Genomic DNA, 21,008 nt, shown 5'->3' with positions numbered 1-21,008 from the left:
AGCGGTGTGGCACCCTCCCGTCATGCCGAGTCGTCGTCACGAGCTGCTGGCGCGGCTGATCCCGCGGCTGCGCCGCTCGAGCGAGCTGGACTCGGTGGAGGCGGAGCGGGCGCGGCTGGAGCACCACCACACGCTGCCGGGGCAGGGGCCGCAGCGCGGGCTGCCGACGAGCCTGGTGCCGTTCTTCCACCGCCGGTTCACCGTCGTGCGCGAGGAGCTGGCCGGACCGGGCGGCTCCGGCTTCCCGGCGTACGTCGTCACCCCGCGCGGCCGCTCGCCGCGGCGCACCCTGGTGCACCTGCACGGCGGTGGGTTCGTGTCCCCGATCGACCCGTTCCACGTGCGGTGGGCGACGAGGCTGGCGACCCGCCTCGGCGCGCGGGTGGTGCTGCCTGACTACCCGCTGGCGCCCGAGCACACCTGGCGCGACTCCCACCGCGCCCTCGTCGACCTGACCGCCCGGTGGGTGGCCGACTCCCCCGACGGCGTGGTGTTGTCGGGCGACAGCGCCGGCGGCGGGCTCGCGCTGGCTGTCGCGCTGACGCTGCGCGACGAGGGGGTCTCGCCGAGCCACCTGCTGCTGATCGCGCCGTGGGTCGACCTGGGCGAGAGCACGCCGGAGACCGAGGCCGCCGCCCGCACCGACCCGTGGCTGACGATCACGAAGCTCCGCGCGTACGCCGCGTGGTGGGCCGGCTCGGAGGCCGACCTGGAGCGCCCGGAGGTCTCGCCGGCGCTGGCCGACCTCAGCGGCTTGCCTCCCGCGCTGATGTTCTTCGGCACCCGCGACCTGCTGCACCCCGGCGGCCGGCTGCTGACCCGGCGAGCCCGCGAGGCCGGGTGGGCGCTGACGAGCGTGGAGGAGCCGGGGCTGATCCACGTCTACCCGATCCTGCCGATCGTCCCGGAGGCCCGCCGGGCGTTCGGGCAGACCCTGGAGTTCCTGCGATGAGGTGTCCGCGATGAGACTGACCGCGCTGCCGTTCGCCCAGCTCGACCCGCTGGCGGCGTACGGCCTGTGGAAGCTGCGCCAGGACGTCTTCGTCGTCGAGCAGCAGTGCCCCTACCCCGACCTCGACGGCCGCGACCTCGACCCCGAGACCCGGCACGTGCTGCTCCTCGAGGACGACCACGAGACGGTCGTCGGCTGCGCGCGGGTGCTCGACGAGCTGCTCGAGGAGCCGGTGTGGCGCATCGGCCGGGTGTGCCTGCACCCGACCGCGCGCGGGCGGGGTCTGGCCGACGCCGTGATGGAGGCGGCGCTGCAGATCTGCCCCGGTCGCGACGTGGTGCTCGACGCCCAGGCGCCGCTCGCGGAGTGGTACGCCGGCCACGGGTTCGAGGTCGTCGGCGAGGAGTTCCTCGAGGACGGGATACCGCACCTTCCGATGCGGCTCGTCCAGGGCCGCACGCCGCAGGTGGGCCGGCACCTCTGAGCTCACCGCGGTCTCGACCCCACAGGAGCGCTCGATGGACGCCGGACCCGACGACACGCCGTTCTCGGACTTCCTCGGCTTCGAGCTGCTGCTGGAGGAGCAGGACCGCGAGCTGCTGAGCCGGGTGCGGGCCTTCATGACCCGCGAGGTCGAGCCGGTGATCAACGAGCACTGGACGCGGGCGTCGTTCCCCCACGAGCTGGTGCCGGGCCTGGCGGAGCTCGGCATCTCGGGGCTGGCCTACGACGGCCCCGGCTGTCCCGCGCGCGGGGCGCTGGTCAACGGCCTCGTCGCGATGGAGCTCTCGCGCATCGACCCGTCGATCGGCACCTTCATCGGCGTGCACGGTGGGCTGGCGATGGGCTCGATCATGCTCTGCGGCTCGCCCGAGCAGCGCGAGCGCTGGCTGCCGGCGATGGCGCGGATGGAGCTGATCGGGGCCTTCGGGCTGACCGAGCCGGAGGTCGGCTCCGCGATCTCGCAGGGCCTCGCGACCACCGCGCGCCGCGACGGCGACGCCTGGGTGCTCAACGGCGCCAAGAAGTGGATCGGCAACGCCACCTTCGCCGACCTGACCGTCATCTGGGCCCGCGACGTCGAGGACGGGCAGGTCAAGGGATTCGTCGTCGAGAAGGACACGCCGGGGTTCGTGCCGACCAAGCAGGAGGACAAGATCGCCCTGCGCGTCGTGCAGAACGCCGAGATCACGCTGACCGACGTACGCGTGCCGGAGGAGAACCGCCTGCAGGAGGCTCACTCGTTCCGCGACACCGCCGGCGTGCTGCGGGTGACGCGGATGGACGTCGCCTGGCAGGCCGCCGGCTGCGCGCGGGGCGCCTTCGAGCACGCGCTGCGCTACACGAAGTCGCGCGAGCAGTTCGGCCGCCCGATCGCGTCGTTCCAGCTCGTGCAGGACCTGCTCGTCAAGATGCTCGCCAACGTCACCGCCTCGACCGCGATGAACGCCCGCGCCTCGCAGCTGCAGGACGCCGGCCAGCTGCGCGACGAGCACGCCTCGCTGTGCAAGGCCCACAGCACCACCCGGATGCGCGAGACCGTCGGCTGGGCCCGCGAGGTCCTCGGCGGCAACGGCATCCTGCTCGAGCACCACGTCGGCCGTTTCGTCGCCGACGCCGAGGCGATCTACTCCTACGAGGGCACCCGCGAGATCAACACCCTCATCGTCGGCCGGGCCATCACCGGCGAGTCGGCGTTCGTCTGACGTCTCCGCCACGGGTCGGGTTGCCAGTTTCGTGCGGGAAGCGTGAGTTTCACCGGGTACCCGGTGAAACTGGTGTCTCCTGACGCACTGACCTCACGGAACTCACGCTTCCCGCACGAAGTTTCAGCCAGGAAGCGTGAGTTTCACCGGGTACCCGGTGAAACTGGCTCGAACTCCAGCACCCCGTCGGGGCGCGTCGTACGCCGGGCGGCGCCGCGGGCGACGAGGAGCTCGAGGTGGGCCCGGGTCTCCATGGCGGCGAGGCCGCGGCTGAAGACGTCGAGTTCGGAGAACGGGTGCTGGTGGCGGGTCCAGCCGAGGTCGCCGGCGACCTCGGCGCAGGTGCGCGGGCCGGAGGCGAGGGCGGCCAGCGAGGCGTCGAGGCGGGTCTCGTGGAAGGCGAGCAGCTCGTCGACGCGGGCGTGGACGGAGTCGGCGACGGGACCGTGGGCGGGCAGCAGCCGCAGGTCGGGCAGGGCGCGCACCTTGGTGAGCGAGGCCATGAAGTCGCCGAGCGGGTCGACCGGCAGCGGCACGGTGAAGCCGATCGAGGGGGTGATGGTCGGCAGCACGTGGTCGCCGGCGAAGAGCAGCCCGCCGGCGCGGTCGGCGAAGACCACGTGGCCCGGCGTGTGGCCCGGGGTCTCGACCGCGTCGAGGGTGCGGGCGCCGACCGCGATCGCCTGGTCGCCCTCGAGCCAGGTGTCGGGCGCGACCCACCAGGAGGTGTCCGGGGTGTCGCGGTGACGCTCCCACTGCTCGGCGAGGTCGGGCGCGCCCGCCGCCCGCAGCGCCCCGGCGAACGGGCTCGTCGCGAACGCCTCCGGGTCGCTCATCACCTCGATCGCCGGGCGCTCGCCCGCGCCGAGCGACACGTCGGCGCCGACCTCGCGGCCGAGGACGACCGAGAGCGAGTAGTGGTCGCGGTGCACGTGGGTGACCAGGAAGCGCCGGATGTCGCCGAACCTCGCGCCGATCAGCCGCAGCGACCGCTCCAGCACCTCGCGCGCCTGCGGGATCGCCCAGCCGCCGTCGACGAGCACCAGGCCGTCGTCGGTCTCGATCGCGTAGACGTTGACCGCCTTGAGCCCGTCCATCGGCAGCGGCAGCGGGATCCGGTGCACGCCCGGCGCGACCGGCCAGGCCCCCTCGGTGGTCCAGTGCTCGCCGGAGTCCGGGGAGACGGCGTACGCCGTGGGGGTGCTCACCCGTGCACAGTAGGGCGCCTTGGGATGATGGTCGCGTGGAGGCCGTGCTCGACCAGGTCAGCTGGTTCGCGACCGGGTACGCCGTGCTCGTGGCGCTCGTCGCCGGCTACGCGGCGTACCGCTGGCGCGCGCGCCCGCCGTGGCTCGCGTCACTGGCGTGGATGCTGGAGTTCCTCGTCGGGCTGCGCAGCGTGCTGGGACTGCTGAGCCTCGGCTCCGTGCAGCCGGACTCGATGGCCACTCACATCGGCTACCTGCTGGCGACTCCGTGCGTCGTACCGCTCGCGCTGCAGTCGGTGCGCGACGACGAGGGTCCGTGGTCGCTCGGCGTGATCGGCGTCGCGGCGGTCGCCGTCGCGGTGCTGAGCTGGCGGATCGTCGGGACGCTGTGAGCACACCCCAGGCGGCACCCGGGACCCGCTCCGGCCCCCACCAGGTGCTGCTGCTCGTCTACGCACTCTTCACCGTCGCCGCCGGCGCCCGCTCCGGCGTGCAGCTCGCGATCGACCCCGGCCGCGCGCCGGTCGCCTACGGCCTGTCCGTCGTCGCCGCGGTGACCTACGCCCTCGGCTGGGTCGCGATCCGCCGGGCGTCGGTCGGGCGCACCGGCTTCGCCCGCTGGATGCTGTGGGTCGAGCTCGGCGGCGTCGTCGTGGTGGGCGTGCTGAGCCTGGTGCGGCGCGACTGGTTCCCCGAGCCGTCGGTGTGGTCCGACTTCGGCATCGGCTACGTCTTCGTCCCGCTCGTGCTCCCGGTCACAGGACTGCTCTGGCTGCACCGCCAGGCGCCGGGCCGCGACCACGGCCCCGGCACCATGGTCACCGTGCACCGCCGCATCGTGACCGCCTTCCGCGTCGTCGCCCTGCTCGAGGCCGTGAGCTGGTTGGGCCTGCTCATCGGCATGTTCTTCAAGTACGTCACCGAGTCCGGCGAGGTCGGCGTCCAGGTCTTCGGGCCCATCCACGGCGCCGTCTTCATTGCCTACGTCGCCCTCACGCTGGTGACCGCGCGCCTGCAGCGCTGGTCGCTGCCCGTCACGGTCGTGGCGCTGGGGTGCTCGATCCCGCCGTTCGCGACCGTGGTCTTCGAGGTCTGGGCGCAGCGCACCGGCCGCCTCGCGGTCTCCCCCGCGGCGTCGCCCGAGGGTCGTCGGGAGTTCACCGCGGCGCCCTAGCTTCGGTGGTGTGCTGCGGCTGCCACCCACGCTCATCGGGTTCGCGGTCATCAACTCCGGCACCTTCGCGCTCGACCTCGCGCTGGTCTCGCTGCTCCACGGCCGCCTCGACGTGCCGCTGACCCTGTCGGTGACGATCGGCTACGCCGTCGCGTTCAGCCTCGCCTTCGTGCTCAACAAGCGGTTCAACTTCCGCTCGCACGCCCCGGTCGGCCCCGAGACGGTCCGCTACGTCGGCGTCGTCGCGGTCAACTTCGGCGTCGTGCTGCTCGGCGTGACCACCGGGCTGGCCGCGCTCGGCGTGCAGTACCAGCTCGCCCGGCTCGCCGCCGGGGCGTGCGAGGGCGCGTTCATGTACGCCGCGATGCGGTGGTTCGTGTTCGCCGCACGGGCGCGTGGCGGCGAGGATGCGGAGCGTGGAGCTCTCGTCGGCTGACCTCGCCGCGCTCGTCGCGCGGCTGCGCGCGGCGGGGTGCGTGTTCGCCGAGGAGGAGGCCGCGCTCCTGGTCGCGGAGGCCCCCGGCCCCGCTGCGCTCGAGCGGGCCGTCGTACGCCGGGTGGACGGGGAGCCGCTCGAGCTCGTGCTCGGGTGGGCGGAGTTCTGCGGGCTGCGGCTGGCGGTCGCGCCGGGGGTGTTCGTGCCGCGTCGGCGCACCGAGCTGCTGGTGCGCACCGGCGCCGCCGGGCTCGCGGCCGGCGACGTCGTGGTCGACGTCGGCTGCGGCACCGGGGCGGTCGCCGCCGCCCTCGGCGCGACGGTGCCCGGACTCGCCCTCCACGCCGTCGACGTCGACCCGGCCGCCGTCTCCGTGGCGCGCTCCAACCTGCCCGCCGCGCACGTCTGGGAGGGCGACCTGCTCGACCCGCTCCCCGCGCACCTGCGCGGCCGGGTCGCGCTGCTGGCCGCCAACACGCCGTACGTCCCGAGCGAGGAGGTCGCGCTGATGCCCCGCGAGGCCCGCGACCACGAGCACCGGGTCGCCCTCGACGGAGGCGGCGACGGCGTCGAGGTGCAGCGCCGGCTGCTGGTGCAGGCCCCGACCTGGCTCGCTCCCGGCGGCCGGGTCGTCGTCGAGACCGGCCGGCGCCAGGCCGCGCTCACCGTCGACGCCGCCCGTGCGGCCGGGCTCGTGGCCGAGGTCGTGACCGACGACGAGGTGGACGGCACCGTCGTGGTGGCTCGTCGTCGACCCTGATGGCGTGCACGAGGCGACGGGTCGGTGTCCGGGCGCGTGCACGAAGCGACGGGTCGGCGCGAATCCAGCAGCACTTTGCGCCGGGTCGGCGTGAATCCAGCAGCACTTTGCGACGGGTCGGCGTGAATCCAGCAGCACTTTGCGCCGGGTCGGCGTACATCCGGCAGCACTTCGCGACGGGTCGGCGTACATCCGGCAGCACTTCGCGACGGGTCGGCGCTCCCGGACGTGCACGAAGAGCCGGGTCGGCGCTTACGTCGTACACAGGTTGGAGTGACGGTGTGGCCTTGACACGCCGAGCGTCCTAGGATCGCGTGTCAACCGGGTTCGAACCCGGGGACGGCGACGGCCCCCGCTACGACGCCGCAGCTCCGGTGGGGGGTGGCTGCGTTCGCAGGGGTCGTCGCCTACGTCACCGGCTCAGCCCGCCGTGACGGGCTCGCGCTCGCGCTCCGGGTCGCTTTCGCCGAGCCGGCGCAGGAGGGTCTCACCCTCCACGTCGACCGACGGCAGGGCGCGGTCGAACCAGCCCGGCAGCCACCACATCTTCTCGCCCACGATCGCCATCACGGCGGGGACGATCGTCATCCGCACCAGGAAGGCGTCGGCGAGCACACCGACGGCGAGCGCGAAGCCGATCGTCTTGAGGATGACGTCGTCGGTGAACGCGAACCCGGCGAAGACGCCGACCATGATGACCGCAGCCGCGACGACGACCCGGGCGCTGTGCTCGAAGCCGAGCACCACGGCCTGGCGGGCGGGCGAGCCGTGCACGTAGGCCTCACGCATCCGGGTCACGAGGAAGACCTCGTAGTCCATCGCCAGGCCGAAGAGGATGCCCGTGAGCAGGATCGGCAGGATGAACAGCACCGGTGAGGTGGTGTCGAGGCCGAGCAGGCCGTTGAGCCAGCCCCACTGGAAGACCGCCACCGTGGCGCCGAGCGAGATGCCGACCGACAGCAGGAAGCCCAGCGCGGCCTTGAGCGGCACGAGCAGCGAGCGGAACACGACGATCAGCAGCACGAAGGCCAGCCCGACCACGATCACGAGGTAGAGCGGGAAGACGTCGCTCAGCTCCTGGGAGATGTCGACGCCGACCGCGGTCTGACCCGTCACCAGCGCGCGGGCGCCGGTCTCGTCGGGCAGCGAGGAGAACGTCGAGCGCAGGGTGTCGACGAGGTCCTTGGTCGCCTCGTCGGACGGGCCGCTGGCGGGGATGACCGTGATCGTCGCGAGCTGCGGGTCGGGCAGCGCAGCGGCCGCGGCCGCCGCGTCGCCGGTCGGGGCCTGGGGCGGCACGACGGCGGCGATGTCGCTGTCGGGCCGACCCTGCAGCTCGGTGAGCTCCCCGAGCGCGGCCTGCACGGCGGTCGTCGGGTCGGCGGCCTCCGCCGTGTCGACCACGACCACCAGGGGACCGTTGGCGCCGGGGCCGAAGTTCTCCGAGATCAGGTCGAAGGCGACCCGGGCGTCGCTGCCGGCCGGCTTGGTGGAGTCGTCGGGCAGTGCGAGCTGCATCGAGGCGACCGGGATCGAGGCGACCGCGGCGAGCGCGACGCCGGCGACGACCACGGGCCAGCGGAAGCGGGTGACCAGGTCGGCCCAGCGGCGACCGGCGGTGGGGGTGCGCGCGTGGCGGGCCTCCTCGCCGTCGCTCGTCCTCGGCTTCTGCAACGACAGGCGACCGCCGCCGAGCGCACGGCGACCGGCGAAGCCGAGGACCGCGGGCAGGAGGGTGAGCGCGATGACCACGGCGACCGCGACCATGGCGGCGCCGGCGACGCCCATCTGGGTCAGGAACCCGATGCCGCAGATCGACAGCCCGGCCAGGGCGATCACGACGGTCAGCCCGGCGAAGACGACGGCCGAGCCGGCCGTGCCGACGGCGACACCGGCTGCCTCGTCCTGCGGGCGGCCCGCCCGGACCTCGGCCTGGTAGCGGGACATGATGAACAGCGCGTAGTCGATGCCGACCGCGAGACCGAGCATCGCGCCGAGCGCCGGCGTGGTCGAGTTGAGCTGGACGAAGCCGGTCAGCAGGGTGATGCCGAGCATCCCTGCGCCGACGCCGAGGATCGCGGTGAGCAGCGGCATGCCGGCGGCCACGAGCGAGCCGAAGGTCAGCGTGAGCACGACGAGCGCGACTGCGATCCCGATGAGTTCGGCCAGCGGCGGGTGGAAGGCGCCCTGGAGCGCGTCGCCGCCGATCGCGACCCCGAGGCCGGCGTCCTCGGCCGACTGCTTGGCGTCCTCGAGCGCGGTGGTGTCGGCGGAGCTGAGCTCGACCGACGGCTCGGTGTAGCTGACCGTCGCGTAGCCCACGCGGCCGTTCTGCGAGATCGTGCCGCCGGTGTAAGGGTCGACCACCGAGGCGACGTCGGGCGAGTCGAGCTCGGCGAGCGCCGCCTGCACCGCCTGCTGCTGCGCCGGGTCGGAGAGCGTCGAGCCCTCCGGCGCCTCGAAGACGATGCGCGCGGTCGCGCCGTCGGGCGCCGCCGAGGGCACCCGCTGCTCGATCAGGTCGAAGGCCTGGGTCGACTCGATGCCCGACAGCTTGAACTCGTCGGAGGTCTGACCCGACAGCGTGGCCGCGCCGGCGCCGAGGGCGACGAGCACGACCAGCCAGAAGCCGGCGACGAGCCGTCGGTGGTGGAACGACCAGCGGCCGAGGCGGAACAGGTGCCACGCCATGTCGTGACCTCTTTCGTCGAGTCTCGTCGAGCGCGTGCGGACGCGCACTGATGGGCACTGCTGGTGGAAGGGTACCCCGAAGTGGAAGTGACTACCACGTCGGGAGTGACTGTTAGGGTGCTCACATGAGGTGGCTGTCGTGGGGCTGAGGGAGGTCAACGCCGCGCGCACCCGGGAGCTGATCCTCGACGCGGCGCTGGAGCTGTTCGTCGACCGCGGCTACGACGCCACGACGATGGAGCACGTCGCCGAGCACGCCGGGATCGGCACCTCGACGCTCTACCGCTACTTCCCGTCCAAGGACCAGCTGGTCATCGAGCCGCTCGCGCTGCAGGGCCACCTCTCCGCGGCGCTGCTGGCACGGCCCGAGGAGGAGCCCCTCGACGTCGCGCTCGGTCACGCCGTCATCAGCCTGATCGAGGCACCGCGGGCCGACCAGCAGCGGCTGGCCAAGATCGACGCCGCCGTCGCCTCCTCCGACGCGCTCCAGGTGCGGCTCAACGAGATGTTCGTGCACGTGCGGCGCGAGCTGGCCGAGGCGATCGGCGCCCGGCTGGGACGGCCCGGCACCGACCCCTACTGCATCGCGACGGCCGGGCTCACGACCCTCGTGCTCGAGCTCGCCGCCGACCCCGAGAACGACGCCACGATCGTGCTCGACGCCGAGGCCGTGGTCACCCGCGCCCGCGCACTGTTCCGCTCCCTGGCCGACGAGCCGCCCACCTCGCCCCGCCTCCCCGAATGACACCCTCACCCGTCAGGCTGGCCCCATGGCCTCCCCCGAGCCGCGCGACGTCCGCGCCGTCACCTCGGCGATGGACCTCGCGCTGCGCATCGGCGAGCTGCTGCTCTCCTCCGGCGCGGGCGCCAGCGACGTCAGCGCCGCGATGGGCAACGTCGCCTACGCCTGCGGTCTGCGCGGCACCAGCGCCGACGTCACCTTCACCGAGCTGACCATGACCCAGCAGGGCGCGCCCGACGAGGTGCCGGTCGTCCTGCTGCGCCAGGTGCGCTACCGCGAGGTCGACTACGGCGACCTGACCCTGGTCGACCACCTGATCCGCGACCTCGTCGACCAGCGGATCGACCAGGCCGAGGCGACGTCGCGGCTGAACCGGATCATCTCGACGGGCCACGACCGGCCCCGGTGGTCGGTGAGCGTCGCCCTCGGATGCATGGGCGCCGGGGTCGCGATGGTGCTGGGCGGCGACGCACTCGTCGTGGTCCTCGCCGCCCTCACCGCCGGCGCCGTCGACCAGCTCCAGCGTCACCTCAACCGGCGCCGGCTCCCGGCGTTCTACCAGCAGGTCGCGGGCGGTCTGCTCGCGACGCTCGTCGCGGTCGCGGTGGTCGCCACCCCCGCCGACGTCTCGCCGAGCCAGGTCATCTCCACCGGGATCATCGTCATGCTGGCCGGGGTCAACTTCCTCGGCGCCATCCAGGACGCGCTCACCGGCTACCCGCTCACCGCCGGCGCGCGCCTGCTGGAGGCGTTCCTGGCCACCGCCGGCGTGGTCGCCGGGGTCAGCGGCGGTCTGCAGGTCGCCGACCTGCTCGGCGTGCAGCTCGGCCCGGTCAACCCCGGCTACTTCTCCCTCGCCGACCTGCCGGCCACCGTCGTGGGCGGGGCGATCGCGGCCGCGGCCTACGCGTTCTCGGCGTACTCCCCCGTGCGGGCCCTGCTGCCGGTCGCCGTGCTGTCCGGCGCCGCGGTCGGCGTCTACGCCGTCGCGGCCGAGCGCGGCTTCACCACCGCCTGGGCCACCGCGGTCGCGGCGCTGCTGCTCGGCCTCTTCGCCTACCCCGTCTCGGCGCGGGTGCGGGTGCCGGCCCTCGTCGTGATCGCCGCCTGCATCACGCCGCTGCTGCCCGGACTCACCATCTACCGCGGCCTCACCCTGCTCGGCAGCGACCCGAGCCTCGCCCTGCTGGCGATGGCGACGGCCGCGGCCATCGCGATCGCGCTCAGCTCCGGGGTCTTCCTCGGCGAGTACCTCGCCCAGCCCATCCGCCGCGAGGCCCACCGCCTCGAGAGCCGTCTCGCCAACCCGCGTCTCGTCGGCCCGCACGCCGGGCGCGCGCTGCGCGGCGTACGACGGCGCAAGCGGGAGCGGAGCCGATAGTCCGCGACGTTCCGCACGCGGGCGCGGCGTACGGAACGTCGCGGACTATCGGAGCCGGAGCCGGGAACCGTGGAGGGGTGAGTCCCCCGACCCCACCAGCCGTCAGCGCGCCCGTACGCCGACTGCCCGCGCTCGCGCTGCTCCTGCCCACCCTGCTCGCGACGGCCCTGCTGGGTCTGGCGAGCGGCGCGTCGGCAACCACGACGAGCCCGTCGCCGACGACGAGCCAGGCACCGGCCGGGCAGACGGTCGTCCGCGTCGGCACCGAGGGCACCTACGCGCCGTTCACGTTCACCGACCCCGACACCGGCGAGCTCACCGGCTACGACATCGACGTCGTGCGGGCGGTCGCGGAGCGGGCCGGGTGGCGGCTGCAGTTCGCCGAGACGACGTTCGACGCGATCTTCGCGGCGCTCGACTCCGGGCGGGTCGACATGATCGCCAACCAGGTCACGATCAACCCCGAGCGCCAGGCGCGCTACCTGTTCTCGACGCCCTACACCTACTCGCGCGGCGTCATCGTGACCGCCGCCGACGACGACAGCATCACGAGCCTGGCCGACCTGAAGGGCAAGACGACCGCCCAGTCCGAGACCAGCAACTGGGCCCAGGTCGCGCGCGACGCCGGGGCACGGGTCGAGTCGGTCGAGGGGTTCGCCCAGGCCGCCGAGCTGCTCGTGCAGGGCCGGGTCGACGCGATCGTCAACGACAACATCGCGGTGCTCGACTACCTCGCCTCCACCGGCAACGACGACGTCAAGATCGCCGGCAACGCCGGTGACGAGGTCGGCGAGCAGGCCTTCGTCTTCCGCCAGGACGACCCGCAGCTGCAGCAGCAGGCCGACGCGGCGCTCGCGTCGATGAGCGAGGACGGCACCCTCGCCGACATCTCGGAGAAGTACTTCGGCGCCGACGTCTCGATCCCCGACGGCGGCGAGGTCACCGACCTCCAGGGCTCCGACACCCGCGACACCACCGAGGTGGTCGCCGACACGGCCTGGCCGATGCTGCGCGGGCTGATCACCGGCACCGTCCCGCTGACCGTCATCAGCTTCGTGGTGGGCATGGCGCTCGCGCTGGTCGCGGCCCTCGCCCGGATGTCGGCCAACCCGTTCCTGCGCCTGCCCGCACAGCTCTACATCTCCGTCATCCGCGGAACGCCGCTGCTCGTGCAGCTGTTCATCGTGTTCTTCGGGCTGCCGCAGGTCGGGATCAGGATCCCGAGCTTCACCGCGGCGTGCATCGCGCTGAGCCTCAACGTCGGCGGGTACGCCGCGGAGATCATCCGCGGCTCGATCCTGTCCGTCCCGCGCGGGCAGTTCGAGGCCGCGACCACCATCGGGATGGGCTACGCCCAGACCATGCGGCGCATCGTTCTCCCCCAGGCCGCGCGGATCGCCGTACCCCCGCTCGGCAACACGCTGCTCTCGCTGGTCAAGGACACCTCGCTCGCCTCGACGATCCTGGTCACCGAGCTGTTCCGCGAGGCGCAGATCGCGGCCGCCCCGAGCGGGCAGTTCCTGCCGCTCTACCTGTTCGCCGGTCTGTACTACTGGGTCGTGTGCTTCCTGGTGTCGGTGGCGCAACGCAGACTCGAGCACCGACTGGAGAGGTACGCGACGTGAGCGACCACGACCCCACCACGCCGCTCGTCGAGGTGCGCGGGCTGCGCAAGGCCTTCAGTGGCACCGACGTGCTGCGCGGTGTCGACCTGAGCGCCGGCGAGGGCACCGCGACGGTCCTGCTCGGGCCGTCCGGGTCGGGCAAGACCACCGTGCTCCGCTCGCTCAACGTGCTGGAGACGCCCGACGCCGGCCGGGTGCGGATCGCCGACGCGGAGGTCGACTTCGACGCACCGGCTCGCGACCGCGGCGCACGCCGGCGCGAGGTCGCTGCGCTGCGCTCGCGCAGCGGGATGGTCTTCCAGTCCCACCACCTCTTCCCGCACAAGACCGTGCTGGGCAACCTGCTCGAGGGGCCGGTCCAGGTGCAGGGCCGCAGCGTCGACGAGGCCACCGCCGACGCCCGGCGGCTGCTGGAGCAGGTCGGGCTCGGCGGTCGTGAGGACGCCTACCCCGCGCAGCTCTCCGGCGGTCAGCAGCAGCGCGTCGGCATCGCCCGCGCGCTGGCCCTGCAGCCGCAGGTGGTGCTGCTCGACGAGCCCACCTCCGCGCTCGACCCCGAGCTGGTCAGCGAGGTGCTCGCGGTCATCCGCGACCTCGCCGCCACCGGCTGGACGATGCTGATCGTCACCCACGAGGTGCGCTTCGCCCGCGACGTCGCCGACCAGGTGCTGTTCCTCGACGAGGGCGTCATCGCGGAGCGCGGGGGCGCCGAGGTGCTGACCGACCCCCAGCACGAGCGCACGAAGCAGTTCCTCCGACGGGTGCTGGATCTCTCCTGACGACCCACGCCCGCTCCGGTGGTTGAGGAGGCCGGCTACGGCCGTCTCGAAACCACTTTCGCCGGTCGTGGTCTCGAGACGGGACTTCGTCCTTCCTCAACCACCGTGCGGGGCGTCGTCGATGAAGACCGTCTCGGTGGCGCGGGCGCGCTCGGGGTGGGCGGTCCAGACCCAGGCGGCGAAGACGATGCCCAGGACCAGCCAGCCGAGGGCGATGTAGCCCGCGACGTCGAACGGCGAGGGCAGCGGTGAGATGAAGGGGAAGACGCTGGCGCCGACGCCGATGGCGGCCATCAGGGCCGGGACCATGACGACGATGGCGAGGACCGGCACGACGACGTGCAGGAGGGGGTTGAAGCCCTCGGGCCGGGCACGCATGAAGTACGTCGCGCAGGAGAGGGCGACCAGGGCGTAGAGCAGGATCGCGACGCAGGTCTCGATCGTGCCGAGGAAGCCGAAGGCCTGCAGCGGACCGCCGTCGAGCACCAGCCCGGTGACGACCGTGAGGACGACCGAGACGCCCATGAGGAGCCGGAGCGCGGTCAGCGGGGTGCCGGTGCGCTCGTCGTTGCGGGCGAGGGCGGCCGGCAGCAGCTCGATGCGGGCCATGGCGAACAGGTGACGGATCCCGGCGTTCGTGGCGCCGTTCGCGCTGGCGATCGCGGAGTTGAGGATCGCGAAGAGCAGGACGTACCACCCCAGGCCCCAGACGTCCTTGGTGATGCCGATCCAGGCGTCGCCGCCGTTGTAGACCGGGAACGACGAGAAGTCGCCGGGGCCGAAGTAGACGGTCGCGGCGTAGGTGCACAGGATGATGAACAGGCCCAGGATGAGCGGTGAGAGCAGCGAGACGAGCAGCACCGTGCGGCGCGGGTCGCGCGCCTCCTCGGTGAGCGGCACGACGTTCTCGAAGCCGACGAAGGCGTAGATCGCGTAGATCATCCCGCCGATGAGCCCCGAGGCCCCGGCGAAGCCCTCGACCGTCGCGAAGTGCGGGGTGAACACCTCCAGGGTGTTCTGGGAGCCGGCCTTGGCGATCAGGGTGACGGCGAGGGCTCCCAGCACCGCGAACTCGATGACGCCGAGGACGATCGCGGCGTTGGTGCTGAGCTTGGCGCCCTGCGAGACCAGCCAGTAGACGAAGGCGATGCAGGCCAGCGCCGCGACGACCCAGACCGGCTCCTCGGACCAGCCGAACCAGTTGTTCAGCGTCGAGGCGGTGAAGCTGCCGAACGGCAGGAAGAGCGTCGAGGGGAAGACGATCCAGACGATCAGGTAGAGCCAGGCCACCATCGTGCCGACCGCCGGGTGCAGGCCGTTGGCCACGAACGTGTAGAAGCCGCCGGCCGACGGGAAGCGGGCCGCCATCTGCCCGATGCAGGTCGCGACGAGCAGGATGCCGACGAGCGACAGCACCAGGGACAGGACCAGCGACCCACCCGCGAAGTAGGCGCCGACGATCACGGCGAGGGTCACCGAGAGGCCGGGGGCGGCCGACGTCAGCGCCTGGAACAGCACCTCGGCGAAGCCGAGCTCACCCTTCTTCAGGCTGTCGGCACTCTCGGCGCCGCTCGAGTGGACCTGGCCCTGCGCCATCGCGGCTCCCATCCGCCCGCGCACCGGCTGTGCGCACTGCGGACAATGATGCGCAGAACGCGCACCGGTCACGCCATGGTCCGGACGGGCCATCTTGACGGTGTGGAGGATGGAGTGGTTTCGAGACGGGACTCCGTCCCTCCTCAACCACCGTGACGGTGGTTGAGGAGGCCGGCTACGGCCGTCTCGAGACCACTCCGACGGTGGTTGAGGAGGCCGGCTACGGCCGTCTCGAGACCACTCCGACGTCGAGCGACCTCAGGCGAGGACGGCCTCCGGGTCGACGGCGTCGATGCCGGTGGCCTCGCCGACGGGGAGGTTGGTGAGCTGGCCGGCGTGGGTGTTGAGCCCCAGGGCGAGGCTGCGGTCGGCGCGGCACGCCTCGGTCCAGCCCTTGTCGGCGAGCGAGACGGCGTAGGGCAGCGTCGCGTTGGTCAGGGCGTACGTCGAGGTGTTGGGCACCGCGCCGGGCATGTTGGCGACGCAGTAGAACGTCGAGCCGTGCACCTCGTACGTCGGGTCGGCGTGCGTGGTGGCGTGGGAGTCCTCGAAGCAGCCACCCTGGTCGATGGCGATGTCGACGAGCACCGAGCCCGGCTTCATCCGCGAGACCAGCTCGTTGGTGACGAGCTTGGGCGCGGCCGCGCCCGGGATGAGGACGGCGCCGATGACCATGTCGGCCTCGGTGACCTGCTGCTCGATGGCGAGCTTGGAGGAGGCCAGGCCGTGGACGCGGTTGTCGTAGCGCCAGAAGGACATCCGCAGCTTGTCGAGGTCGGTGTCGAGCAGGGTGACGTCGGCACCCATCCCGAGCGCGATGTTGGCGGCGTTCTGACCCGAGACGCCCGCGCCGATGATGACGACCTTGGCGTTGGCGACCCCGCCGACGCCGCCCATGAGCACGCCGCGGCCACCCTGGGCCTTCATCAGCGAGTAGGCGCCGACCTGGGGCGCGAGGCAGCCCGCGACCTCCGACATCGGGTAGAGCAGCGGCAGCGCGCCGCTGGGCAGCTGCACGGTCTCGTAGGCGATGGCGGTGACCTTGCGGTCGATCAGCTCCTGGGTGAGCGGCTTGTCCGCGGCCAGGTGGAGGTAGGTGAAGAGGGTGAGCCCCGCGCGCATCCGGGAGTACTCCTCGGCGACGGGCTCCTTGACCTTGAGCACCATGTCGACCCCGCCGTCGGTGCCCCACGCCTCCTCGGGGGTGGCGACGATCCTCGCGCCGGCCGCGACGTACTCCTCGTCGAGGATCTGCGAGCCGACGCCCGCACCCTCCTGGATCACGACCTCGTGGCCGTGGGCGACCAGCTCGTGCACGCCGATGGGCGTGATGGCCACGCGGTACTCGTGGTTCTTGACTTCCTTCGGCACGCCGACGCGCATCTGGACTCCTGGTCTCGTGGGTGTGGCTGTTCGGTGGTTCAGTGAAGTGTCATGCTGGAGTTCGGCGGGCGCTACTGCTGCCGAACCAGATTCGGCAGAGAGAGTCTCTGCCGAACGATCGAGGACGGGAGGCGGCAAGGTGCCGGATCCGGCGAACGACGTTCAGCAGGTCGACGCGACCGACCGGCGCATCCTCACGCTGCTGATGGCCGAGGGCCGTCTGCCCAACAACGTGCTGGCCGCGCGGGTGGGGGTCGCGCCCTCGACCTGCCTGGCCCGGGTGCGCAGCCTGCGCCAGCGCGGGGTGATCCGCGGGGTGCACGCCGAGATCGACCTCGAGGCCCTCGGCCGCCCCCTGGAGGCGATGATCTCGGTCAGCCTGCAGGCGAGCGGGCGCGGTCGCATCGCGCAGTTCCGCGACTACCTGCTCGGCCTGCCGGGCGTCCTCGGCGTCTTCTTCCTGGCCGGTCGCACCGACTTCCAGGTCCACGTCGCGCTGCCCGACGCGGGCGCGCTGCGCGACTTCGTGGTCGAGAACCTCAGCGCCGTGCCCGACGTCGCGATGACCGAGACCAACCTGATCTTCGAGCACGCGCGGCCCCGCCCCGACACCGTCCTGGGCTGACGCCGCGACCGTCACGGTGGCTCAGGCCCCGAGCTCGGGGCCGGCCGCGGTGAGCCGCATGATCGCCTCGTCGCGGCGCAGCACGTGCTCGGACCACTGCTCGAGCGGCAGCCGCTCGTGCACCGAGGTCGCGACCTCGCCGACCAGCTCGACCGGCCAGGTGCCGTCCACGCCCTGGTCGCGCTCACCGGCCGACTCCCCCATCCGCAGGTACGCCGGCCCCATGACCTGGGCGTGGCGCTCGATCCCGCCGCGGGTGTTGAGATCGGCGGTGGCGAACGGGCCGATGACCGCCCAGCGCCGGCCGAGGCCGTGGCTGACGACGGTGTCGACGTCGGCGGCCGAGGCCACGCCGTCGCGCACGAGGCGGTAGGCCTCGCGCAGCAGCGCGCCCTGCAGCCGGTTGTAGACGAACCCCTCGACCTCCTGGTGGACCCGCACCGGCCGCATCCCGGCGCCGGCGAGCAGCGCGTGCGTCCGCTCCACCACCTCGTCCGCGGTGAACGGCGCGGGCACCAGCTCCGCGACCGGCAGCAGGTACGGCGGGTTGCCGGGGTGGACGACCAGGCACCGGGCGCGGCCGGGCAGGTCGGCGGCGAAGCGCGAGACCGGCATCATCGACGACGACGAGGCGAGCACCGCGTCGTCGGCGCAGAGCCGGTCGAGCTCGGCGAACAGCTCGCGCTTGACCGGCTCGGACTCGACCACGCACTCCTGCACGTGGACCGCACCGTCGACCGCGTCGGCGAGCTCCGCGACGACCACCACCCGGGCCGCGACCGGCGCGGGGTCGTCGAGCAGCCCGTGCAGCCGCAGCTGCTCGAGCCGCTCGTCGAGCTCCGCGTGGACCGCGTCGAGGCGCGCGCCGTCGACGTCGTGGACCCGGACGGGGTGGCCGGCCCGGGCGAAGACGATCGCCCAGGCCACGCCGATGCTGCCGGCCCCGACGACCGCGACGGGCGGCGGGGACGACACCTCGGTCACCCGCGACCGCTCTTGCGCCGATGCGCCCGCCAGGTGGTGGCCCACTTCTCCGGGTCGTCGAGCGAGGAGCCGTCGAGCTGGCCCACGACCTGCTGGTGCGGCGCCGTGCGCACGAGCTCGGGGTCGGAGCGACCCTCCTCGAGCACGTGGGCCAGTACGTCGATCCAGTAGTCGATGTCCTCGAGCGACCAGGTCTCGCCGGCCTCGGGCGTGAACGGCTCGGGCACGATCCACGGCTCGTGGCTCAGCCAGAACGCGTCGATGCCGTAGTCGCCCATCCGGTTCTGCACGTCGACCGCGGTGATGCCGGTCTCGGCGGTGTACTCCTCCAGGCTGAAGCGCGTCATCTCCAGGCGGCGCTTGGTCATCTGGGGAAACGCCTTGGTGACGCCCTTGAGCTCGAGCAGGCGCACCTCCATGTAGTTGTTGGCCAGCACGGAGATGTCGGCGGCCTCGCGGATGCCGTCGGCACCCATGGCGGTGAGCCAGCCGAACGCCTTGACGACCTGGTTGAGGTTGCCGAGGTACTCCCGCACCCGGCCGACGCCGCGCGGGTTCTCGCGGCGGACGTAGCCGTCCTCGGTCGCCTCGACGAGCGGACCGGGGAGGTAGGTCGCGAGCTCCTCGGAGCAGCCGTAGGCACCGACGGCCGGGCCGCCGCCGCCCTTGGCGACGCCGAAGGTCTTGTGGAGCATGAACATGCAGGCGTCGAAGCCGAGCTCGCGCGCCCGCAGCCGGCCCATGACGCCGTTGAAGTTGGCGTGGTCGTAGAAGCAGAGCCCGCCGACCTCGTGGACGGCGTCGACCCACTCCTTGATGTGCGGGTTGTAGATGCCCATGTCGTCGGGGTTGTTGATCATCAGCGCCGCGGTGCGGTCGGAGAGCACCGCCTTGAGCGCGTCGAGCGAGGCGTAGCCGTCCTCCTCGACCGGGAGCGTGATGACGTCGAACCCCGCCGCCGACGCGGTCGCGGGGTTGCACGGGTGGGCCTGGGCCGTCGTGATGATCTCGCGGCGCTGCTCGAGCTCGCCGCGGTCGGCGAAGTAGGCGCGCGTCACCGCGGTGTGGGTGTACGCCGCGTGCGCGCCGCCGCCGGGCTGGAAGACGAAGCGGTCCATGCCCGAGAGCCCGCGCAGCATCAGGTCGAAGCGGTGCACCGCCTCGAGGAGCCCCTGGAGGGTGCTGTCGTCCTGGTCGGGGTGGAGCTCGGCCATGCCGTCGCGACCGCTGAGCTGCTCGCCGACGCGCGGGTTGTACTTCATCGTGCAGGTGCCGAAGAGGCTGATGCCGACCATGCCCATCGTCTCCTGCGACAGGTGCAGGAAGTGGCGCAGGACGTCGGGCTCGGCGACCTCGGGCAGGGCGGGTGCCGCCTGGCGCAGCACGGCACCGGGCAGGGCGGTGGCCGGGTCGAGCTCGGCGATCGGCGCGGGCGGGACGTTGCCGCGACGGCCGGGGGCCGAGAGCTCCATGACGAGGGGCTCGTCCCAGACCGCGGCGTGGTAGTTGCGCAGCTCGCTCATGCGAGGACCTCCTTCAGCGCCGTGACCAGCGCGTCGATGTCGTCGGCGGTGTGCAGCTCGGTCACGCAGTAGAGCGCGCTCTGACCGAGGTCGGGGAAGTCGGTCGACAGGTCCTTGCCGCCGAAGACGTGGTGGGCGCGGAGCCCGGCGTTGATGTCGGCGACGCTGCGCCCGGTGGCGGAGAAGTCGACGACGAACTCCTTGAAGAAGCCGTCCGGCCAGCGCACGGTGACGCCGTCGAGCTCGGCGACCCGGCCCGCGGCGTACCGCGCGTTGGCGAGGATCGTGCGGCCCAGCTCGGCGAAGCCCTGCGGGCCGAGCAGCGACATGTAGACGGCGTTGGCGACGGTCCAGAGGTAGACCGAGTTGCCGGTCCAGTCGTTGCCGTCCTCGCGCGAGCCGTAGGACGACTGGTGGAACAGCGTCATGCCGAAGGAGCGCTCGCCGCGCGTGGTCTCGGCGACGCTGACCTGCAGGGTGGGGTACTCGCGGGCGTAGCGCTCCTCGTCGCGGGTGGCGATGAAGCCGCCCACACCGCCGCCGGCGTGCAGGTGCACACCCAGCGGCTGGGTCGAGCCGACCACGACGTCGGCGCCGAGGTCGCCGGGGGCGGCGAGCAGGCCGAGCGAGATCGGGTCGACGCCGAGCACGGTCTCGGTGCCGTTGGCGCGCGCGGCCGCGGCGATCTCGGCGACGGCGGTCTCGACGACGCCGAGGTGGTTGGGCGTCTCGAGGTAGACCGCGGCTGTGTCGGGCCCGAGGCCGAGCGCGGCGACGTCCACGGTGCCGGACGCCGGGTCGAAGTCGACCAGTCGCACGCTGATCGGGTCGTTGCCGCCCACCAGGCCGCAGTAGGTGCGGATCACCATGAGCCGCTCGGGCGAGATCGAGGCCGGGACGACGACCTCACCGCGACCGGTCAGGCGCGCGGCCATCCGGATCGCGTTGCCGGCGGCGCTGCCCCAGCTGTAGACGGGCAGGCCGACGAAGTCCATGGCCAGCAGCTCGCCGAGCATCGAGGCGTACTCGAACCACGCCTGGTTGCGGCCGAAGTCCGAGGACGTCGTGCCCCACACCGGGGTGAGGAACTCGCTGCGGGTCACGATCTCGTCGACCACGGCGGGCACGTGGTGCTGCCAGAGACCGGCACCGAGGAAGCTGAGGTTGGCGACGCAGTCGTCGTTGCGGTCGATGAGGCCGCGGACGAGGCGGCGCACGGTCGCCTCGGAGCGCACGCCCGGCGCCAGGCCGTTGGACTCGCGGGCGAGGTGGTCCTCGGGGATCTGCTCGAACAGCTCGTCGACGTCGGCCACGCCGACGGCCGCCATCATCGTGGCCTTGCTCTCGGCCGCGGAGTTGGGCATGTACGGATGGGCCACGGGCGGGCTCCCCTCTCGGATGGACTGGTCGATCGTCTCAGCGGTGGATCTCAGCGGTGGGTCG

General features: G+C 72.6%; 19 protein-coding genes. 12 read left to right on the top strand and 7 right to left on the bottom strand.

The genetic code is table 11. The features are described from left to right. Positions 1-22 precede the first annotated feature (22 nt). The 3 genes from GRQ65_RS10950 to GRQ65_RS10940 are packed head-to-tail and all read left to right on the top strand — an operon-like array spanning position 23 to position 2,658. Positions 23-952: an alpha/beta hydrolase gene (locus GRQ65_RS10950; protein ID WP_160878013.1), complete on the top strand. Its 930-nt coding sequence runs from the start codon at positions 23-25 to the stop codon at positions 950-952. A gap of 10 nt (positions 953-962) precedes the next feature. Next, positions 963-1,436, top strand: a complete 474-nt coding sequence (locus tag GRQ65_RS10945) for a GNAT family N-acetyltransferase (RefSeq protein WP_160878012.1) — start codon at positions 963-965, stop codon at positions 1,434-1,436. Positions 1,437-1,470: 34 nt separating this feature from the next. Then, positions 1,471-2,658, top strand: coding sequence for an acyl-CoA dehydrogenase family protein (locus tag GRQ65_RS10940; protein ID WP_160878011.1), 1,188 nt, complete (start codon positions 1,471-1,473; stop codon positions 2,656-2,658). Positions 2,659-2,801: 143 nt separating this feature from the next. On the opposite strand, the gene GRQ65_RS10935 is transcribed toward GRQ65_RS10940, so the two are convergent. Beyond that, positions 2,802-3,866, bottom strand: coding sequence for an MBL fold metallo-hydrolase (locus GRQ65_RS10935; protein WP_337191643.1), 1,065 nt, complete (start codon positions 3,864-3,866; stop codon positions 2,802-2,804). 35 nt (positions 3,867-3,901) lie between these two features. On the opposite strand from GRQ65_RS10935, the gene GRQ65_RS10930 reads away from it, so the two are divergent. From GRQ65_RS10930 to GRQ65_RS10910, 4 genes are read left to right on the top strand one after another with little or no spacing between them, the layout of a single operon-like run. Continuing rightward, complete coding sequence (locus GRQ65_RS10930) at positions 3,902-4,258, top strand: hypothetical protein (protein ID WP_202387959.1); 357 nt, start codon at positions 3,902-3,904, stop codon at positions 4,256-4,258. Further along, positions 4,255-5,040 carry a DUF3817 domain-containing protein gene (locus tag GRQ65_RS24000; RefSeq protein ID WP_337191641.1) on the top strand — a complete coding sequence of 262 codons (786 nt, stop codon included), beginning with the start codon at positions 4,255-4,257 and terminating at the stop codon, positions 5,038-5,040. Before GRQ65_RS10930 ends, GRQ65_RS24000 begins: the two co-directional genes overlap by 4 nt. Before the next feature lie 10 nt (positions 5,041-5,050). Continuing rightward, positions 5,051-5,476 carry a GtrA family protein gene (locus tag GRQ65_RS10915; protein ID WP_160878010.1) on the top strand — a complete coding sequence of 142 codons (426 nt, stop codon included), beginning with the start codon at positions 5,051-5,053 and terminating at the stop codon, positions 5,474-5,476. After that, positions 5,457-6,236: a putative protein N(5)-glutamine methyltransferase gene (locus tag GRQ65_RS10910; RefSeq protein WP_337191640.1), complete on the top strand. Its 780-nt coding sequence runs from the start codon at positions 5,457-5,459 to the stop codon at positions 6,234-6,236. Before GRQ65_RS10915 ends, GRQ65_RS10910 begins: the two co-directional genes overlap by 20 nt. Positions 6,237-6,656: 420 nt before the next feature. Here GRQ65_RS10910 and GRQ65_RS10905 read toward each other — a convergent pair whose 3' ends face one another. Continuing rightward, positions 6,657-8,927: an MMPL family transporter gene (locus GRQ65_RS10905; RefSeq protein ID WP_160878008.1), complete on the bottom strand. Its 2,271-nt coding sequence runs from the start codon at positions 8,925-8,927 to the stop codon at positions 6,657-6,659. 139 nt (positions 8,928-9,066) lie between these two features. Here GRQ65_RS10905 and GRQ65_RS10900 point away from each other — a divergent pair, with 139 nt between their 5' ends. The 4 genes from GRQ65_RS10900 to GRQ65_RS10885 all read left to right on the top strand — a co-directional run bounded on the left by GRQ65_RS10900 (position 9,067) and on the right by GRQ65_RS10885 (position 13,454). Continuing rightward, the gene (locus GRQ65_RS10900) at positions 9,067-9,672 is read left to right on the top strand and encodes a TetR family transcriptional regulator (RefSeq protein ID WP_160878007.1); all 606 of its coding nucleotides are present in this window, start codon (positions 9,067-9,069) and stop codon (positions 9,670-9,672) included. Between the two features lie 25 nt (positions 9,673-9,697). After that, on the top strand, positions 9,698-11,050 hold the full coding sequence (locus tag GRQ65_RS10895) for a threonine/serine exporter family protein (protein WP_160878006.1): 1,353 nt from the start codon (positions 9,698-9,700) through the stop codon (positions 11,048-11,050). A 77-nt stretch (positions 11,051-11,127) separates the two neighbouring features. After that, on the top strand, positions 11,128-12,675 hold the full coding sequence (locus GRQ65_RS10890; protein WP_337191638.1) for an ABC transporter permease subunit: 1,548 nt from the start codon (positions 11,128-11,130) through the stop codon (positions 12,673-12,675). Beyond that, entirely contained in the window at positions 12,672-13,454 is a 783-nt protein-coding gene (locus GRQ65_RS10885) for an ATP-binding cassette domain-containing protein (RefSeq protein WP_160878005.1), read from the top strand. Before GRQ65_RS10890 ends, GRQ65_RS10885 begins: the two co-directional genes overlap by 4 nt. Before the next feature lie 96 nt (positions 13,455-13,550). Here the strand turns inward: GRQ65_RS10885 and GRQ65_RS10880 are convergent, their stop codons facing one another. Then, on the bottom strand, positions 13,551-15,050 hold the full coding sequence (locus GRQ65_RS10880) for an APC family permease (protein ID WP_160878004.1): 1,500 nt from the start codon (positions 15,048-15,050) through the stop codon (positions 13,551-13,553). 258 nt (positions 15,051-15,308) lie between these two features. Then, entirely contained in the window at positions 15,309-16,433 is a 1,125-nt protein-coding gene (ald, locus tag GRQ65_RS10875) for an alanine dehydrogenase (protein WP_160878003.1), read from the bottom strand. Positions 16,434-16,572: 139 nt separating this feature from the next. On the opposite strand from ald, the gene GRQ65_RS23385 reads away from it, so the two are divergent. Then, the gene (locus GRQ65_RS23385) at positions 16,573-17,058 is read left to right on the top strand and encodes an Lrp/AsnC family transcriptional regulator (RefSeq protein WP_337191636.1); all 486 of its coding nucleotides are present in this window, start codon (positions 16,573-16,575) and stop codon (positions 17,056-17,058) included. Positions 17,059-17,079: 21 nt separating this feature from the next. On the opposite strand, the gene GRQ65_RS10865 is transcribed toward GRQ65_RS23385, so the two are convergent. The 3 genes from GRQ65_RS10865 to gcvPA are packed head-to-tail and all read right to left on the bottom strand — an operon-like array spanning position 17,080 to position 20,944. Further along, complete coding sequence (locus GRQ65_RS10865) at positions 17,080-18,042, bottom strand: 3-hydroxyacyl-CoA dehydrogenase (protein ID WP_202387958.1); 963 nt, start codon at positions 18,040-18,042, stop codon at positions 17,080-17,082. Next, the gene (gcvPB, locus tag GRQ65_RS10860) at positions 18,039-19,565 is read right to left on the bottom strand and encodes an aminomethyl-transferring glycine dehydrogenase subunit GcvPB (protein ID WP_160878002.1); all 1,527 of its coding nucleotides are present in this window, start codon (positions 19,563-19,565) and stop codon (positions 18,039-18,041) included. The genes GRQ65_RS10865 and gcvPB overlap by 4 nt, the downstream gene beginning before the upstream one ends. Further along, on the bottom strand, positions 19,562-20,944 hold the full coding sequence (gene gcvPA / locus GRQ65_RS10855; RefSeq protein WP_202387957.1) for an aminomethyl-transferring glycine dehydrogenase subunit GcvPA: 1,383 nt from the start codon (positions 20,942-20,944) through the stop codon (positions 19,562-19,564). The genes gcvPB and gcvPA overlap by 4 nt, the downstream gene beginning before the upstream one ends. Positions 20,945-21,008 lie beyond the last annotated feature (64 nt).

The organism is Nocardioides flavescens (genome assembly GCF_009823805.1).
Taxonomy (GTDB): Bacteria; Actinomycetota; Actinomycetes; order Propionibacteriales; family Nocardioidaceae; genus Nocardioides; species Nocardioides flavescens.
This window is presented reverse-complemented; position numbering and strand designations above follow the sequence as displayed.

Coding starts and splice junctions, on each gene's coding strand:
- GRQ65_RS10895 (WP_160878006.1), top strand. CDS start 9,698: ATGGCCTCCCCCGAGCCGCGCGACGTCCGCGCCGTCACCTCGGCGATG.
- GRQ65_RS10880 (WP_160878004.1), bottom strand. CDS start 15,050: ATGGCGCAGGGCCAGGTCCACTCGAGCGGCGCCGAGAGTGCCGACAGC.
- GRQ65_RS10945 (WP_160878012.1), top strand. CDS start 963: ATGAGACTGACCGCGCTGCCGTTCGCCCAGCTCGACCCGCTGGCGGCG.
- GRQ65_RS10940 (WP_160878011.1), top strand. CDS start 1,471: ATGGACGCCGGACCCGACGACACGCCGTTCTCGGACTTCCTCGGCTTC.
- gcvPB (WP_160878002.1), bottom strand. CDS start 19,565: ATGAGCGAGCTGCGCAACTACCACGCCGCGGTCTGGGACGAGCCCCTC.
- GRQ65_RS10905 (WP_160878008.1), bottom strand. CDS start 8,927: ATGGCGTGGCACCTGTTCCGCCTCGGCCGCTGGTCGTTCCACCACCGA.
- GRQ65_RS10950 (WP_160878013.1), top strand. CDS start 23: ATGCCGAGTCGTCGTCACGAGCTGCTGGCGCGGCTGATCCCGCGGCTG.
- ald (WP_160878003.1), bottom strand. CDS start 16,433: ATGCGCGTCGGCGTGCCGAAGGAAGTCAAGAACCACGAGTACCGCGTG.